The 16563-nt window shown below is 59.1% G+C and carries 9 protein-coding genes and 1 tRNA gene; 2 read left to right on the forward strand and 8 right to left on the reverse strand.

Annotated elements, in window-relative coordinates; all coding sequences use genetic code 11:
* Positions 1–26: 26 nt before the first annotated feature.
* Positions 27–2330, reverse strand: a complete 2304-nt coding sequence (locus E4O97_RS08420) for a YgiQ family radical SAM protein (RefSeq protein WP_248130141.1) — start codon at positions 2328–2330, stop codon at positions 27–29.
* Between the two features lie 314 nt (positions 2331–2644).
* On the opposite strand from E4O97_RS08420, the gene E4O97_RS08425 reads away from it, so the two are divergent.
* Complete coding sequence (locus tag E4O97_RS08425; protein ID WP_248161130.1) at positions 2645–8947, forward strand: NEL-type E3 ubiquitin ligase domain-containing protein; 6303 nt, start codon at positions 2645–2647, stop codon at positions 8945–8947.
* Between the two features lie 12 nt (positions 8948–8959).
* Here E4O97_RS08425 and dnaB read toward each other — a convergent pair whose 3' ends face one another.
* From dnaB to rnr, 7 genes are all read right to left on the reverse strand, one after another.
* Positions 8960–10357, reverse strand: coding sequence for a replicative DNA helicase (gene dnaB, locus E4O97_RS08430; RefSeq protein ID WP_003188079.1), 1398 nt, complete (start codon positions 10355–10357; stop codon positions 8960–8962).
* A gap of 111 nt (positions 10358–10468) precedes the next feature.
* Positions 10469–10915: a 50S ribosomal protein L9 gene (rplI, locus tag E4O97_RS08435; RefSeq protein ID WP_003171376.1), complete on the reverse strand. Its 447-nt coding sequence runs from the start codon at positions 10913–10915 to the stop codon at positions 10469–10471.
* An 18-nt stretch (positions 10916–10933) separates the two neighbouring features.
* Positions 10934–11827 carry a hypothetical protein gene (locus tag E4O97_RS08440; RefSeq protein ID WP_005784252.1) on the reverse strand — a complete coding sequence of 298 codons (894 nt, stop codon included), beginning with the start codon at positions 11825–11827 and terminating at the stop codon, positions 10934–10936.
* Positions 11828–11863: 36 nt separating this feature from the next.
* Positions 11864–12094, reverse strand: a complete 231-nt coding sequence (gene rpsR, locus E4O97_RS08445) for a 30S ribosomal protein S18 (RefSeq protein ID WP_002551829.1) — start codon at positions 12092–12094, stop codon at positions 11864–11866.
* A 29-nt stretch (positions 12095–12123) separates the two neighbouring features.
* Positions 12124–12540: a 30S ribosomal protein S6 gene (gene rpsF / locus E4O97_RS08450; RefSeq protein ID WP_005784250.1), complete on the reverse strand. Its 417-nt coding sequence runs from the start codon at positions 12538–12540 to the stop codon at positions 12124–12126.
* Positions 12541–12851: 311 nt separating this feature from the next.
* On the reverse strand, positions 12852–13607 hold the full coding sequence (gene rlmB, locus E4O97_RS08455; protein ID WP_021493242.1) for a 23S rRNA (guanosine(2251)-2'-O)-methyltransferase RlmB: 756 nt from the start codon (positions 13605–13607) through the stop codon (positions 12852–12854).
* On the reverse strand, positions 13604–16234 hold the full coding sequence (rnr, locus tag E4O97_RS08460) for a ribonuclease R (RefSeq protein ID WP_248161131.1): 2631 nt from the start codon (positions 16232–16234) through the stop codon (positions 13604–13606). The genes rlmB and rnr overlap by 4 nt, the downstream gene beginning before the upstream one ends.
* Positions 16235–16460: 226 nt before the next feature.
* Between rnr and E4O97_RS08465 the strand changes: the two genes are divergently transcribed.
* Positions 16461–16547, forward strand: a tRNA-Leu gene (locus E4O97_RS08465).
* Positions 16548–16563: the final 16 nt, after the last annotated feature.

Below are 16563 nucleotides of genomic sequence, written 5' to 3' on the forward strand. Positions count from 1 at the left end.
TGGCGTTCTGCATATTCAAGCGATGATCAACGCGGCACTACCGGCTTGCGCGCAGGCTTGCCGCCCTTGCCCTTGGCCGCATCGGCACGCTCTTTGGCGGCCTGCTTGTTACGCGCCTGAGCAGCCGCCTTGGCTTGCTCACGCTTGTCCCACGGGTTGCTGCCGTCGCTGCCACGGGGCGGCAGGCCGGTGTGCTGGGTAAGGATCCTGGTGGTGGTTTCCTTGGCGACCTTGTGGCTGCCGGCCGGCGTCGAGTTCTTGCGACGGGCGCTCTGGTAGCTGTCGGTGGCCGGCTGGTGCAGCGGGATCAACTGGTCTTTACCCGGCCCGATCAGATCGGCGCGGCCCATGCGCGTCAGTGCTTCACGCAGCATTGGCCAGCCTTTCGGGTCGTGATAACGCAGGAACGCCTTGTGCAGACGGCGCTGCTCTTCGCTCTTGACGATGGTCACCGCGTCGCTCTTGTAGGTGACCTTGCGCAGCGGGTTCTTGCCCGAGTGGTACATCGCGGTGGCGGTGGCCATCGGCGACGGGTAGAACGCCTGCACCTGATCGGCACGGAAGCCGTTGCCCTTGAGCCACAGGGCCAGGTTCATCATGTCTTCATCGGTGGTGCCCGGGTGGGCGGCGATGAAGTACGGGATCAGGTACTGCTCCTTGCCCGCTTCCTTGGTGTACTTCTCGAACATGCGCTTGAACTTGTCATAGCTGCCGATGCCCGGTTTCATCATCTGGTTGAGCGGGCCTTCCTCGGTGTGTTCCGGGGCGATCTTCAGGTAGCCACCCACGTGATGGGTCACCAGCTCTTTCACGTACTCAGGCGACTCGACGGCCAGGTCGTAGCGCAGGCCGGAAGCAATCAGAATCTTCTTCACACCCGGCAATGCACGGGCGCTGCGGTACAGCTGGATCAAGGAGGAGTGGTCGGTATTCAGGTTCGGGCAAATGCCGGGGAACACGCACGACGGCTTGCGGCACGCGGATTCGATTTCCGGGCTCTTGCAGGCAATGCGGTACATGTTCGCGGTAGGCCCGCCGAGATCGGAGATCACCCCGGTGAAGCCCGGCACCTTGTCACGGATTTCTTCGATTTCGCGAATGATCGACTCTTCGGAACGGTTCTGGATGATGCGGCCTTCGTGCTCGGTGATCGAGCAGAAGGTGCAGCCGCCGAAGCAGCCACGCATGATGTTTACCGAGAAGCGAATCATGTCGTAGGCCGGAATCTTCTCGTTGCCATACGCAGGGTGCGGCACGCGGGCATAAGGCATACCGAACACGTAGTCCATTTCTTCGGTGGTCATCGGGATGGGCGGCGGGTTGAACCAAACGTCCACGTCACCATGCTTCTGCACCAGGGCGCGGGCGTTGCCTGGGTTGGTTTCCAGGTGCAGCACGCGGTTGGCGTGGGCGTAGAGCACCGCGTCACCGCGGACTTTTTCCACCGACGGCAGGCGGATCACAGTCTTGTCGCGGGTCATGCGCGGGCTGGCCAGGATCTGCACGACCTTGGCTTCTTCCGGGTCATCCACCGGACCTTTCTCTTGCTCGATGGCGCAGGCCTGGGTGTCCTGGGTGTTCACATACGGGTTGATGATCTTGTCGACCTTGCCCGGGCGGTCGATACGCGTGGAGTCCACTTCGTACCAGCCCGCGGGTGTATCACGGCGAATGAACGCGGTGCCGCGCACGTCGGTGATGTCTTCGATCTTGTGGCCCCACGACAGGCGCTGGGCGACTTCGACAATGGCGCGCTCGGCGTTGCCGTACAGCAGGATATCGGCGGTGGCGTCGATCAGGATCGAGTTGCGCACCCGGTCCTGCCAGTAGTCGTAGTGGGCGATGCGGCGCAGGGAAGCTTCGATGCCGCCAAGCACGATCGGCACGTTCTTGTAGGCTTCCTTGCAGCGCTGGCTGTACACCAGGCTGGCGCGGTCCGGGCGTTTGCCGGCCATGCCGCCTGGGGTGTAGGCGTCGTCGGAGCGGATTTTCTTGTCGGCGGTGTAGCGGTTGATCATCGAGTCCATGTTGCCGGCCGCGACGCCGAAGAACAGGTTCGGCTCGCCGAGCTTCATGAAGTCGTCTTTGGACTGCCAGTTCGGCTGGGCGATGATCCCGACGCGAAAGCCCTGGGACTCCAGCAGCCGGCCGATGATCGCCATGCCGAACGATGGGTGATCCACATACGCATCACCGGTGACGATGATGATGTCGCAGGAATCCCAGCCAAGCTGATCCATCTCCTCCCTGCTCATCGGCAGGAATGGCGCAGGACCGAAACATTCGGCCCAGTACTTGGGATAGTCAAATAACGGCTTGGCTGTTTTCATGACGGTGACCGGTGTTGAGATGAAAAATCGCGGGCGCGGAATATAGCACAAATTTTGACCAATTCCGACGGCAATGGTCGGCTTTTAGCCACACCGCGCCCGACGGTGCTTATAGCCCGGTTTTGCTGGGGGGGCGAGGCCCACATAGGCGCGCTGATCACGCGTCGTCATTGAGGGTGCAACTACCAGGCGTTTTCAGCGCACAGCTTTATGCACCTCTTCTTCTGGTACTGCCGGCCCTAATGTCGCTCAATCTTTCCAACAGAGCGCCTGCCACGCTGCTGTGCCAAGCGCTCTCTTCCCGAGCACACACCATGACCAACTCAGTCACCTTTGATGCAGAGCAACCTGCATTACTCACCAACGAAAGCTGGGCCGAACAACAGATCTTTCAACTGATACAGGAAAACGTAAATGCCTTCATGGGCAAAATGGGCGTGGACGAGCAAAAAGAATACCTGCGTCTGAGCAAGGATCTGGTGGAGCGCGAGCAAACCCTCGGCAACGCCCTCACAGATCTTTACAACGACTTGAGCCAGCAAATGGTCGACGCTCTGGACAGCGCGCTGAAGAGCAAAACCGGCACGGTCATCAACTCGCGTACCACTTACCTGAAGACGCGGATCCGGCAGCTACCGGCCTCCCAGGATGACCTCCCCGCCAACGACCGCCTGGGCAACAACGTGCGCATCTACAAAGAGGACCTGGGCATACGTGAGTACGAACGCTCGATCACCTTGCTGGAGGCGGCGTATCGCAACTTCGGGTTTACTGCGTATTTCTCCACCGAAGAACAACGCGCCAGCTCTATCAGCGGCAACGTCATCAGCGTCAAAGCGTTCGTGGCCGTCGCAAGGAGCGTGGACATCGGCACGCGCATCAGCGACTACATCGAAAAAAAGTTCAAGAAGCGTCTGTCCAATCCGCTATTCGGCCTGCAAAGTACCAAGCTGCTGGTCGCATTGAGGGACGCGTACCGCACCAATGAGTCCTGGAGTATCAGCGAATGGGAATTCAATGAACTTAAAGACTGGCTGTTCGACACCAGCGTGTATTGGGACCTCTACCAACTGGACGCCGGCGGCGAAAAGATTGCCCTGCCGTTCTTTACTCGTCGCTTTGACACGCCCGACGGCTCTTGCGTCTACAGCTACTTCCCGGACCGCCCCAATGGCGCGTTACGCCGACATGCCTCCAGGCAAGAAGCCGTGGACTCGCTGCAGGACCAGATCCGCAACGACGTGGGGCTGGCACACTTCAGTTGGTTCATGAAGGCCATCTCCCTGAACAATCAGGAAAAGCTGCGAGCCTTTATCAAACCGCTGAAGGTCAACCGGGACGAGCTCGCCTGGCATGCCAAAATCCTGTATGACCTGTTCGCCAGCAAGACCCCAAACAGACAAAAACTGGCGGTGGAAAAAATCGGCACGGACATCCGTTGCCTCGCCCACACCTTGCCGATCCACCAGGCGTGGCCGATACAATCGGACCTTATCCGACTGGCCCGCACCAATAAACTCGCCGACCAGGAGGCCGCCGTTGCGTTGGCCACCTATCTGGTCAGCGAAACCTTGTCGATGCTGCTGATCCCCCTCCCCGGCGGTGTGACGGGCTTGGGCAAAATCATGTTGGTCGCAATGCTGGGCGCCCTCGTCTATCAGACCTGGTCTGCCATTGCGGCGCTGCGCCGAGGCCAGCAGGCCGAGCTGGTGCAAGCTGTCGGCGACATCCTTGACCTGCTGGTGGGGCTGCGCTTGCAGGGGGCGGCAGCCAAGTTGTCTGCACGCCGCACCCGTCAGTTGATGAACGCGCTGGGTAACCCCAACTATGCTCTTGGCACGAACGGCAAGCCTGGGTTGTGGTTCATCAACGACTACACACAAATCGACCCCAACTACCTGTCGGGAGTTGAACAAAACCCTCAAGGCCTGTTTGAAAAGGACAACCGAAGCTACATCAACCTACAGGTCGACAACCAAACCAGATTCGCCCAGGTCACCCTCGAAAAAATCTCCGGGCGCTATCAACTGGACATGCACGGTTCTTCAAGCATTCAGCCCTACGTTACCTATTCAGCCAAGCATGACCGCTGGACACTCGACCCGATCGATACCCGTGCGCTGAACGAAGCCCAACTGTTGCAGCACATGATCTCGCCCAGCGAGCTGCCGCTGAGCCCGACAGCTTGTAAGCGCTCGCTGGATGTCGCGCGGGTGGATCGCCAGGATCTGCTGGATATCTGGTTCGATCGCCGGCGCGCGCCCGTCGCACTGACGCAGGCCATAGAGAATCAGCAACTGCGCGAAGGGCTCACCCAGTTACAAGCGGCGCTCAGGCAGAGCGATGGCCCGCTGCCGCCCATTGCCGATCAGGTCATGCCTGCGCTACTGGCCGACCTGGGCACCTGCACGATCAAACTGTATGCCCCTGACGGCAAAACCTTGCTGTCCAGCCACGCACCGGTGCTCGCGGGCAACACACAGCCCTTGGCCACAATCGAACTACGCCAGGACGGCCGCGATCGTTACCTGGCACTGGCATTTGGCTCGCCGGTGGGCTCGCTCATGCAACAGGTATTGCAGGAACATGAACGGCTCGTCCCCAATAGCAGGTTGGGTAAGACAGGCCACAGCAGTGAAGACCAACACCTGGCGAGCCGATTGCTCGAGCTGAGAAAAAAAATAGCGACACACCTTCAAGCACATCAAGCCGCTGTGTATGAGGCGTTACGAGACGGCCAACCGCGCGACCACCTGAATGCAAAAAATTCAGCAGCTCGGTTTGCACCCACGGCGCTGTCCGGCCAGCCCACCAGTGATGACCTGGCAATCGGCCTGTTGCGGCGTCGCTTTCCGGACCTTTCACGGGCAATGGCTGCAGACTTGCTGCGTCGTCATCCCTCATTACGCGACGTCGGCCTGTACTCCTTCCTGGAAGCTCCGGTACGCGAGGCCATTCACAAAAGTCTTCAACAAAGCATCATCACTGAGGCGCTCAACGCACTTTCGGACCCAAGCGGCCTCGGCCTCAACGCGCACAGTGAAGCCCTGTTCTGCAACCTGCTGACGCTCTTGCCAGGTTGGCCAAGCGATGTCGGCGTGCAGGTGTATCAAGGCTCTACCGATCAGACCGGGCGGACCATCCGTCGAGGATCCCTGCTGGACACCTATGGGAGCGAAGACGCAGACAGCTTCGTCATGTTGGTCAAGTCCGGCACTGAATATGCTGGCTACCGACCGGACAGTGGCGATCTGAAAACGGCGGCCGTCGGGGAAAACAGCTTACTCGGTGCCACCTTGCGCACTCTCACCGAAACCCAACGCAATGAGCTGGGCCTTGGTCGCCACGACACCGCCGTGCTGGCTCAGGACGTGCTTGAGCAAGCGCGCGTACAGCAGGCGCACCTGCCAGAATTCCTCACACAATCGCGGGAGTCGCCGCTATCGAACCAGAGCATCAGTGGTTTGCGGATACTCCACAAGCAGGTGCCGGACAATGCCGATGCAGACGGCGTTCATGCCCTGAGCGGGCGTCAATACGTGACGATCGACGGCGGCACCTATCAAGTCATGCTCGACCGCGATGCTTCCTCGGCGGCAGGCAAAGTCTGGCGCATCGTCAAACCTGGCGATCCCGTGGCGATGGACGCGGCTAACGTCTACAACAGCAGTCGCCTCGGTGCAAGCCACGCCATCAGGCGCAACGCCGCCAATGTCTGGGTCAGCGCCATCGTCGGCGCACCGGGGGGCGTACGAGGCGAGAGACATGACTGGTCGTTCTTCCGGCAATTGGCCGACAGTGCCAGCGCAGCCTTAAATCAACTGCGCAGCCCGCAGCGTCGGGTACACAGCTTGTTCCCGTCATTTGACGAAGGACAGATCAACGCGTTTATCCAGTCTCTTGGCAATGACATTGCTGGCGGGCTGGATAGACGAGAAGCCGAGTACAGAAACCTCAGCAGGGAGTTGAAGGCATGGCGACATGCAAACGCTTCCGAATCTACAAGCTGGGCCAAGCTTGCTACCGATGAGATCAAGCGCTGCTGGCGTCGTGAGACCGGGACATCATTCACAATGCCGTCAGGCACCTCCGCGCTTCCCGGGTTGAAAGCCGACTTCAGCCACGTGCGGGAGTTGGATCTTGTGTCGATTAACTGGTCGGATGCGACGGATACGTTCATGGGCAATTTCTCCAACCTGGAGCGACTGAGCATCACACACTCCAAGCTCGACAAACTCCCCACCGCGATCGGCAACATGAGTCAATTGACCACGCTGAACTTGAGTTCGAACCAGATCAGGCTGGATGTACCCAGTGCTGAAAAATTGGCCGGCCTTACCCAGCTTGAACATATCGATCTATCGGAAAACCCGCTGGGGATAACGCCCGACTTCAGCGGTATGTCGAAACTGCAAACACTGGACCTCAGCAGTACAAAGATTGATCAGTGGCCCGCCGGCCTACTGAGTCAGACCAACCTGAAAAGCCTCAACTTGCTCAATAACAAACTGCGTGCAGTTCCCGAAACCTACCTGAAACCGCCGGCCGACCAGCTGGAAACCATCGTCCGGATCAATAACGTCACCCAGCTACGAGGCAATGACTTTCCCTCTCAATACTGGAGAAAATTCGAAAGCTACTGGCGCAATCTGCATGAAAACCATCCGGACCTGATCAAAGACGCAATTGACAGCGCGTTTGACTCGGGTAACCCCAGGATAGAAAGGTATCAGCGGCTATATCCGGGCAAGACCCTCAAGCAGGCTAGGGAGTTTCTTTGGAGCCTGCCCAAAGGAACAGTGGCGGCAGAGTTGGACAGACTCGAACTTGAGTTCCATAAGCTCCAAACCCAACTGGACGCCTGGGCGTTTTCAGGCGGTGTTCGCCGCCAGGGTTATGTTCGCTCTGGTCAACTGGCAACCAATGCAGTGACTTGGGACGATCGTAACATCGCCCTGGAACGCATTTTGAGTTGCTGGAGACAGGAAACACCGCAGATGCTGGCCAAGGATGGCACGCCGATTGGCCTGGAACTCGATCTCAGTGGCCTGAGGCTGCCGAGTCTGCCGGACCTGGACGTGGACTTCAGCCACGTAGGCTCACTCAAACTGAACAACATGTACCTAAGCGTTTCTCCAGAAAGCTTCCTGACACGATACCGACACGTACGCTGGCTCGACCTGGCAGATAATCAGCTCAGGGACCTTCCTCCAGCCTTGGGCGAAATGCATGGGCTCACCCGTTTATATCTGCAGAACAACCGGATTCGCCTGACCCCGGACACCGCCCGCATCCTGGCGGAACGCATCACGCTCAGAGGCCTCGTATTACAGGGAAACCAACAACTAGGCGTGACACCCGACTTCAGCCAGATGCCCGACATCCGCTCGATTGATCTGTCGGGTACAGGCATTGAGACATGGCCGACCGGCCTGGCAGAGCAACCGCTACTGGACACGATCGACCTGAGTGCCAATCAGATAACAGAGATTCCTGACTCCGTCATCGCGCCTACAGACGCGCTCCTGCCCCGTTCGGCACGGCTCAATAACTTGACCTCTGTTACCAGTAATCCGTTGTCCGATCAAACGTTGGCACGGGTCAGGCGTTACGCAGCCCGGTTGATCACAGCCGGACTCGCCGAAGTGGGGCAGCCAAACCGTTTAGTGGTCACATCCACGCTAAACAGACCGCCAGCACCCTTTAGAAATCGGGGCGACGAGTCGTTTCGACGCTTGACCAAGGGATTGGACTCAGCTCAGGTTTCGGCCAGGCGATCGCAATGGACTACGCTACGCGAACAGCAGGGGGCGGATCCCTTCTTCGACCTGCTCAAGCGTCTAGAGCAACTGGGTACGGGCCAGGAGGATCATCGGCGAAGAGTCTGGGAGTTGATCGACGCTATTACCGAAAACAGTTCGGAGTCCGAACAGTTGCGCAAAGAAATCTTCGATCGAGCCGGCGAACCTGCGTGCTGCGACCGAGCGGCCTTCTCGTTCGGCAACCTGGAAACCGCAGTCCTGGTATACAGGGCCCAAAGTCAGGCGATGGATCAGTCACAAGGCAAGCCGTTATCGGCATTGTCCAGAAGCCTGTTCCGATTGCATGAAGTGGACAAAATCGCCTCAGCCGACATCCTGCGCAGCGAAACGATTGTCAACGATCCGACGGTATCGGAAGAAGCGAAGCGCCCGCATCGCCTGCGCCTGGGCGAGGAGGTCGAGATCAGACTGGCTTATCGCTACGGCCTTAAAGACCGCCTCCAACTGCCTGGGCAGCCTCAGCGGACGGCATACACCCATATGGGTGGAGTCACACAGGGCATGCTAGACAGCGCCTATGAAAAAATAGTGGCACTGGATAATTCACCCGAGGAATTCCAGGCGCTGCTTTCCAGAGAGTTCTGGCAAGTCTATATAACCAACAAATATCAGGCGCAATTCGAAGCGCAGCGTCAGCCCTTTCAGGAACGACTTGAGGCACTACGCGATAGTCTTACCGCCGGTTTACTGTCGAAAGCGGCCTACAAGGAGCAAACCGATAGCCAGCAGGCCCTGCTTGCGATTGAAGAAGCCGAGCTGATCCAGACACTGACTCGACAAATCCTGGCCGAGTGACTCGGCCAACGGTTACTCGTCGTCGTCGAAGTTGTAACTGCCCGGCGCCAGGTTCTCGAAGCGCGTGTACTTACCGATGAACGCCAGGCGAATAAAGCCGATCGGGCCGTTACGCTGCTTGCCGATAATGATCTCGGCAATGCCTTTGTGTTCCGTTTCGGGGTGGTACACCTCGTCGCGGTACACGAACATGATCACGTCGGCGTCCTGCTCGATCGCTCCGGATTCACGCAAGTCGGAGTTCACCGGACGCTTGTTGGGGCGTTGTTCCAGGGAGCGGTTGAGCTGGGACAGCGCCACCACCGGGCAGTTGAATTCCTTGGCCAGGGCTTTGAGGGACCGGGAGATTTCGGAAATCTCGTTGGTACGGTTATCGCCGCTGGAACCGGGAATCTGCATCAACTGCAGGTAGTCGATCATGATCAGGGCGATATCGCCGTGTTCACGTACCAGGCGGCGGGTACGCGCACGCATCTCGGACGGGCTGATACCGGCCGTGTCGTCGATGAACAGCTTGCGGTCATTGAGCAGGTTGACCGCCGAGGTCAAGCGCGGCCAATCGTCGTCTTCCAACTGGCCGGAACGCACTTTGGTCTGATCGATACGACCCAGGGACGAAAGCATACGCATGATCAGCGATTCGCCTGGCATTTCGAGGGAGTACACCAATACCGCCTTGTCGCTGCGCAGTACGGCGTTTTCCACCAGGTTCATCGCAAAGGTGGTCTTACCCATGGACGGACGGCCGGCGACGATGATCAGGTCGGACGGCTGCAGGCCGCTGGTCTTTTCGTCGAGGTCGGTGTAGCCGGTGGAAATACCGGTAATGGCCGCGTCGGTGTTGAACAAGGTATCGATACGGTCGATAGCCTTGGTCAGCAGGTCGTTGACGCTGACCGGGCCGCCGGTTTTGGGCCGTGCTTCGGCGATCTGGAAGATCTGGCGTTCGGCTTCATCAAGGATCTCGGCGGCGGTACGGCCTTCCGGGTTGAAGGCGCTGTCGGCGATTTCGGTGCTGATGCCGATCAACTGGCGCAGGGTGGCGCGCTCGCGGACGATCTGCGCATAGGCCTTGATGTTGGCGACGGACGGCGTGTTTTTCGCCAGTTCACCGAGGTAGCCCAGCCCGCCAACCTGGGAGGTCTGGCCTTCCTTGTCCAGCTGCTCGGCCAGGGTCACCACGTCGATCGGTGAGTTCTGGTCGGCCAGCTTGGCGATGGCGCGGAAGATCAGGCGGTGGTCATGGCGATAGAAGTCACCGTCCGAGACTTGATCCAGCACGCGTTCCCAGGCGTTGTTGTCCAGCATCAAGCCACCGAGCACGGCCTGTTCGGCCTCGATGGAATGCGGCGGCACCTTCAGGGCAGCGGTTTGCAGATCGTATTGCTCAGGAGCGGAGATTTCGTTCATGGCCACTTGGAATTTAAGGGTGTGTAGAAAAACAAAAGGCACGACCTGTAAACAGGATCGTGCCCGATGTTAACCGGCTGACACGCGAGGTGCCAGTCAGTTAGGTGCGACTTAAGCTGCTACCACGACAACGCGTACGGTGGCTTCAACTTCGGCGTGCAGGTGCACGGCTACGTCGAATTCGCCTACGTTGCGGATGGTGCCGTTCGGCAGACGAACTTCGCTCTTCTGCACTTCAACGCCGGAGGCGGTCAGTGCATCAGCGATGTCGTGGGTGCCGATCGAACCGAACAGCTTGCCTTCGTCACCGGCGGTGGCAGTGATAGTCACTTCCAGCTCAGCCAGTTGGGCAGCGCGAGTTTCGGCCGAAGCTTTTTTGTCTGCTGCGGCTTTTTCCAGCTCAGCACGACGCTCTTCAAACGCAGCCAGGTTGGCAGCGGTTGCAGCGGTGGCTTTGCCGTATGGCAGCAGGTAGTTACGACCGTAGCCGGCCTTAACGTTCACTTTGTCGCCCAGGTTGCCCAGGTTGGCGACTTTTTCCAGAAGGATCAGTTGCATGTGAAAATCCTCTAACTTTTAACCTTCACCGTTCGCGCTATCGGCATCTTTCGACGCCAGACGTCCGCGAAAATCAATCAGGCCGTCGACAATGGCCAGAACCACGAGTAACGGATAGATCAGCTGCATGAACAGCAACAGCGTGACGTACAACCCCACCAGCCAGAACCTGGCCAGGCGCTTTCGCGCAACCAGCCCGTGAATCAGGGCCAGCCCGGCAAACACCAGCGGTACGCTGCAAATCGGCGCCAGCAAGGCCATCTGTGGACCGAAGTTCGGTCCGACAACCATGCACGCCAGCAGCAACATCGCCGGCCCCGCAGGGATTCTGATACTGCGAAACTCGCGACCAAAACCACCCGGGTTGTACAACAACGCCTGCCAATAACGCCCAAGAATCAGGCTCAGCACGCTGACGACCTGCAACAATGCCGCAATCAGGCCGGTCAGGACCGGGGCAATCAGTGACGCAAACCGCGCTCGCTCATCTACCGACAACTGCTGGTAGAGATCCCCGAGAGCCAGTGGCAGGATCTTGACGATCTCCTGCGACAGCGCCTCGATTTGCGGGCGGAAAGCCGCGCCAAGCATCACTGAGTACACCAACCCCAATGCCACGCTGACCAGCAGCGTACGGACCCAGGACTCACTTGCGCGCAGAACCAACGCAAGGCTCGATGACCCCAGCAGTACCAGAAGTACCCGTGGATCACCCATTTGCAGCCACCAGATCAAGGCCGGCAACAAACCCAGGGCAAGAACGCCAAGGGCGTCCTTCAAACCGCGCCGCAGCAGCACAAGGCAACCTGCGGCAGCACCCAACCAATAAAGCAACGGCAATGCCGCACAGCCAGCCACTACCAGAGTGGCCTGCACGCGACCGCGCATGATGAACTCAGCTAAGGCGCGCATGCATTCAATCCCTTACTACTTGTCGACTGCCCGGTCTCAGCGGCCGTGGCTGTCGGTGTAGGCCAGCAGGGCCAGGAAGCGGGCGCGCTTGATAGCGGTGGCCAGCTGACGCTGATAACGTGCTTTGGTACCGGTGATACGGCTTGGAACGATTTTGCCGGTCTCGGATACGTAAGCTTTCAGAGTGTTGAGATCTTTGTAATCGATCTCTTTCACGTCTTCAGCGGTGAAGCGGCAGAATTTACGACGACGGAAGAAACGTGCCATTTGATAGGCTCCTTAATAAGGTCCGTGGATTACTCGTCAGCGTTATCGCTGTTGTCACTGTCATCAGCGCTATCATCAGCGCCTTCTTCAGGACGGTCGCGACGCTCACGGCGCTCACTGCGGTTTTCTTCAGCCTTGAGCATCTCGGATTGGCCGGTAACGGCTTCTTCGCGACGGATGACCAGGTTACGGATCACTGCATCGTTGTAGCGGAAGTTGTCTTCCAGCTCGGCCAGGGCCTTGCCAGTGCACTCAACGTTCAGCATCACGTAGTGAGCCTTGTGAACATTGTTGATTGCGTAGGCCAGTTGACGACGGCCCCAATCTTCCAGACGGTGGATTTTGCCGCCGTCTTCTTCGATCAGCTTGGTGTAACGCTCAACCATGCCGCCGACTTGCTCGCTTTGATCCGGGTGGACCAAAAAGATGATTTCGTAATGACGCATGAATGCTCCTTACGGGTTGTAGCCTGCCGCTCAAAAACGGTCAGACAAGGAGTGAATGACACTTATGGATCTTGCCGTAGGGGAGGCACATCGGTGCCTGCCAGGAAGGCAAGGGGCGCAATTGTAGAGAAGGGGGAGAAGCGGCGCAAGGTGATTGGTGATTATTTGAACAACTTTCCAAACACCACAAAATTAAATGTGGGAGGGGGCTTGCTCCCGATTGCGGGAGTTCAGTCACATCATCTGTAACTGACCCACCGCTATCGGGAGCAAGCCCCCTCCCACATTTTGGTTCTGTGCCAGGCTCGGGATTACTTCTTGGCTTTGACCTTGGCACCACGCTGACGCTGGGCTTCAAACAGGCACACGCCCGTCGCCACCGATACGTTCAGGCTGCTGACGCTACCGGCCATCGGCAAGTGCACCAGATAATCGCAATGCTCACGGGTCAAACGACGCATGCCTTTGCCTTCGGCGCCCATGATCAGGATGGTCGGGCCGGTCAAGTCCTGGTCATAAATGCTGACCTCGGCCTCGCCTGCCGTACCCACGACCCACAGGCCGCGCTGCTGGAGTTTCTCCAGGGTGCGCGCCAGGTTGGTCACGGCCACCAGCGGAATCACTTCTGCCGCGCCGCAAGCCACTTTGCGCACCACCGGCGTCAAGGTTGCAGACTTGTCTTTAGGCACGATCACTGCAAGCGCGCCGGCAGCATCTGCCGAACGCAGGCAGGCGCCGAGGTTGTGCGGGTCGGTCACGCCGTCCAGTACCAGCAACAGAGGCGCGCCTTCGGTACGGTCGAGCAGCTCGTCGAGCATCGCCTCGCCCCATACCTGGCTCGGGCTGACGTCCGCGACCACGCCCTGGTGTACACCTTCAACCCACACGTCCATTTCACGACGCTCGGCCTGGCCGATGGCAACCTTGTTTTGGGTGGCCAGTTCGACCAGCGCCTGCACACGCGGCTCACTGCGGCCTTCGGCCAACCAAACCTGCTTGACCCGCTTGGGGTGATGACGCAGCAGTGCTTCTACGGCGTGCACGCCGTAGATTTTTTCCAGACTCATGACTTGGCCTTAGGTTTGCGCGACCCGCCGCTTTTCGCGGGGGCAGAGCCCGCTTTGGGCGGGCCTTTACGATGTTTACTTGGCTTGCTCGACGGTTTTTCCGCCCCTTGGGACTTTCCCCCAGACGCCGCTTTACCACCACTTTTGGCTTCGTTGAGCAGCTGCTGCTTCAACTCGCGGCTCTTGCGCAGCTCGGCGTTTTTCGCCGCAGCATCGCTTGGGCGGTAGGCTTCAGGAGCCTTGTCCTTGGAGGAAGAGCGACGCCCCGACTTGGCAGGTGCAGGCTCGGCAGCCGTCTTCGCGCCAGTGGCCTTGCCTTTGGAAGCCGGCGCTGCGGTTTCGCTGCCACGCTTTTTGCGGCCAGCCGGCTCAGCGGGCTTGTCAGGCATACCGAAGTCGATCTTGCGTTCGTCCAGATCGACGCGCATGACCTGCACTTCGACGGTATCGCCCAAGCGGAAGCTGCGACCGGTGCGCTCGCCCGCCAGACGGTGGTGCACAGGATCGAAGTGGTAGTAGTCACCCGGCAAGGCGGTGACATGCACCAGGCCCTCGACGTAGATGTCGGTCAGTTCCACGAACAGACCAAAGCCAGTCACAGCAGTGATCACGCCCGGGAACGATTCGCCCACGCGATCCTTCATGAACTCGCACTTGAGCCAGTTCACTACGTCGCGGGTGGCTTCGTCGGCGCGGCGCTCACTCATGGAGCACTGCTCGCCCAACTGTTCCAGGGCCGCCTCGTCGTACGGATAGATCCGCGCCTTCGGAATGGTCATGGCACCGGCGCGCTTGACGTGCGGGGTGTTCTGCCTGGAGTGGATCACGCTGCGGATCGCCCGGTGCGTGAGCAAATCCGGGTAACGACGGATCGGCGACGTGAAGTGGGTGTACGCCTCGTAGTTGAGGCCAAAGTGGCCCTGGTTATCGGCGCTGTACACCGCCTGGCTCAGGGAGCGCAGCATCACGGTCTGAATCACGTGGTAATCCGGACGATCCTTGATGCTGGCCAGCAGAGCCTGGTAATCCTTGGGCGTCGGGCCGTCCTTGCCTTTATGCAGGGACAGGCCAAGCTCACCAAGGAAGGCGCGCAGTTTTTCCAGACGTTCCGGCGGCGGGCCGTCGTGGACGCGGTACAGCGCAGGAATTTCGTGCTTCTTCAGGAACTCGGCAGTGGCCACGTTGGCCGCCAGCATGCATTCCTCAATCAACTTGTGCGCGTCGTTACGGGTGGTCGGGGTGATAGCGGCGATCTTGCGCTCGGAACCGAAAACAATCCGGGTTTCCTGGGTTTCAAAATCGATCGCGCCACGGGTATGACGGGCGCCCAGCAGCACCTTGTACAGCGAGTACAATTGCTTGAGGTGTGGGACCACGCCAGCGTACTCGGTACGCAGGGCCTTGGCTTCGCTGGTCTTCGGTGTTTCCAGAATGGTGCTGACCTTGTTGTAGGTCAGGCGTGCCTGGGAGTGAATCACCGCTTCGTAGAACTGGTAGTCGGTCATTTCGCCGGTTTTGGAGATGGTCATCTCGCACACCATGGCCAAACGGTCGACTTTCGGGTTCAGGGAGCACAGGCCGTTGGACAGCTGCTCAGGCAGCATCGGGATCACGCGCTCAGGGAAGTACACGGAGTTGCCGCGCACCTGGGCTTCGTTATCCAGGGCCGAACCGATCTTCACGTAGCTGGACACGTCGGCAATCGCGACGTACAGCTTCCAGCCGCCGGAGAACAGGCGCAGCTTGCCAGGCTTGGCTTCGCAGTAGACCGCATCGTCGAAGTCGCGGGCATCTTCGCCGTCAATGGTGACGAACGGCAGATGACGCAGGTCGATGCGTTTTTCTTTGTCTTTCTCTTCGACTTCCGGCTTGAGCTTGGCGGCTTCTTTGAGCACGGCATCAGGCCAGACGTGAGGAATATCGTAGGTGCGCAGCGCAACGTCGATTTCCATGCCGGGCGCCATGTAGTTGCCGACCACTTCAACGATATCGCCCTGGGGCTGGAAGCGCGCCGTTGGCCAATGGGTGATTTTCACCTCGACGAACTGGCCGACCTTGGCGGCACCGTTGCGGCCGGGGGTGATCAGCACTTCCTGCTGCACCTTCGGGTTATCCGGAACCACAAAGCCGATGCCGCCTTCTTCGAAGTAACGGCCGACGATGGACTCGTGGGCACGGGACACCACTTCGACGATCACGCCTTCGCGACGACCGCGACGGTCCAGGCCGGAAACCCGCGCCAGGGCGCGGTCGCCATCGAACACCAGGCGCATTTGCGCCGGGCTCATGAACAGATCGTCACTGCCGTCATCCGGGATCAGGAAGCCGAAACCGTCACGATGGCCGGCAATGCGGCCCAGGATCAGGTCGAGCTTGTCTACCGGCGCGTAAGTGCCACGACGGGTGTAGATCAATTGAGCATCGCGCTCCATCGCACGCAGACGGCGGCGCAGGGCTTCGAGCTGGTCTTCGGTGGTCAGACCGAATTCTTCGACCAACTGCTCGCGGCTAGCAGGCGAACCACGATCGGCGAGGTGCGCCAGGATCAGTTCGCGGCTAGGAATAGGGTTTTCATATTTTTCCGCTTCACGAGCGGCCTCGGGATCGAGGGACTGCCAATCGGCCATTAGAGAGTTTTCACCTTGTCTATATGTGGGTTAGTTTGGCATACGCGTATTGAAACGGGAAATTTCAGGTATCAACAAGCGTTTAAAAGACCTTTACGCCCCCCCACCGCGCACCTTGCACGACCACTGGCGAAATTTTCCAGGGTTTTTTCATGGCAGGGGTTTACAGCTCAAATATCGCTCCGTATAGTGCGCGCCATCGACGACGGCAACGTTGTCAGATAATGCCCAGGTGGTGAAATTGGTAGACACGCCAGCTTCAGGTGCTGGTGATCGCAAGGTCGTGGAAGTTCGAGTCTTCTCCTGGGCACCAAATTCAGATCAAACCC

The organism is Pseudomonas sp. W15Feb34 (assembly GCF_023127765.1).
GTDB lineage: Bacteria > Pseudomonadota > Gammaproteobacteria > Pseudomonadales > Pseudomonadaceae > Aquipseudomonas > Aquipseudomonas synxantha_A.

Excerpts from the sequence above, each read along its gene's own strand:
- E4O97_RS08420 (WP_248130141.1), bottom strand. The coding sequence starts at position 2,330 with ATGAAAACAGCCAAGCCGTTATTTGACTATCCCAAGTACTGGGCCGAA.
- E4O97_RS08425 (WP_248161130.1), top strand. The coding sequence starts at position 2,645 with ATGACCAACTCAGTCACCTTTGATGCAGAGCAACCTGCATTACTCACC.
- dnaB (WP_003188079.1), bottom strand. The coding sequence starts at position 10,357 with ATGAACGAAATCTCCGCTCCTGAGCAATACGATCTGCAAACCGCTGCC.
- rplI (WP_003171376.1), bottom strand. The coding sequence starts at position 10,915 with ATGCAACTGATCCTTCTGGAAAAAGTCGCCAACCTGGGCAACCTGGGC.
- E4O97_RS08440 (WP_005784252.1), bottom strand. The coding sequence starts at position 11,827 with ATGCGCGCCTTAGCTGAGTTCATCATGCGCGGTCGCGTGCAGGCCACT.
- rpsR (WP_002551829.1), bottom strand. The coding sequence starts at position 12,094 with ATGGCACGTTTCTTCCGTCGTCGTAAATTCTGCCGCTTCACCGCTGAA.
- rpsF (WP_005784250.1), bottom strand. The coding sequence starts at position 12,540 with ATGCGTCATTACGAAATCATCTTTTTGGTCCACCCGGATCAAAGCGAG.
- rlmB (WP_021493242.1), bottom strand. The coding sequence starts at position 13,607 with ATGAGTCTGGAAAAAATCTACGGCGTGCACGCCGTAGAAGCACTGCTG.
- rnr (WP_248161131.1), bottom strand. The coding sequence starts at position 16,234 with ATGGCCGATTGGCAGTCCCTCGATCCCGAGGCCGCTCGTGAAGCGGAA.